We start from the raw sequence: 244 nt of genomic DNA on the forward strand, positions 1-244 counted from the left end.
CTCCGCGAACACACCGCACAGGACTTCTTCCTGCGGGGTGGCGGGTGCACGGCCCTCGCCGGCGGAGGCGAAGTCGGGTGCGGGCAGGGCCTTTCGGTCGACCTTGCCGTTGACCGTCAATGGGATCGCATCCAGCACCACGACCGCCGCCGGGACCATGTACTCCGGCAGGAACGCAGCGACCTCGGCCCGGATCTCGGCGGTGTCGAGTTCGCTGCCGGGGGTGGGCACGACATACCCGACC

Annotated in this window: 1 protein-coding gene; it reads right to left on the minus strand. The window is 70.1% G+C overall.

From position 1 onward, the window contains the following. Positions 1-244 (minus strand): AMP-binding enzyme (locus ADK60_RS28005; protein ID WP_159400616.1); only part of this gene is annotated, 244 nt, incomplete at both ends.

It is taken from the genome of Streptomyces sp. XY431 (genome assembly GCF_001279805.1).
GTDB classification, from domain to species: Bacteria; Actinomycetota; Actinomycetes; order Streptomycetales; family Streptomycetaceae; genus Kitasatospora; species Kitasatospora purpeofusca.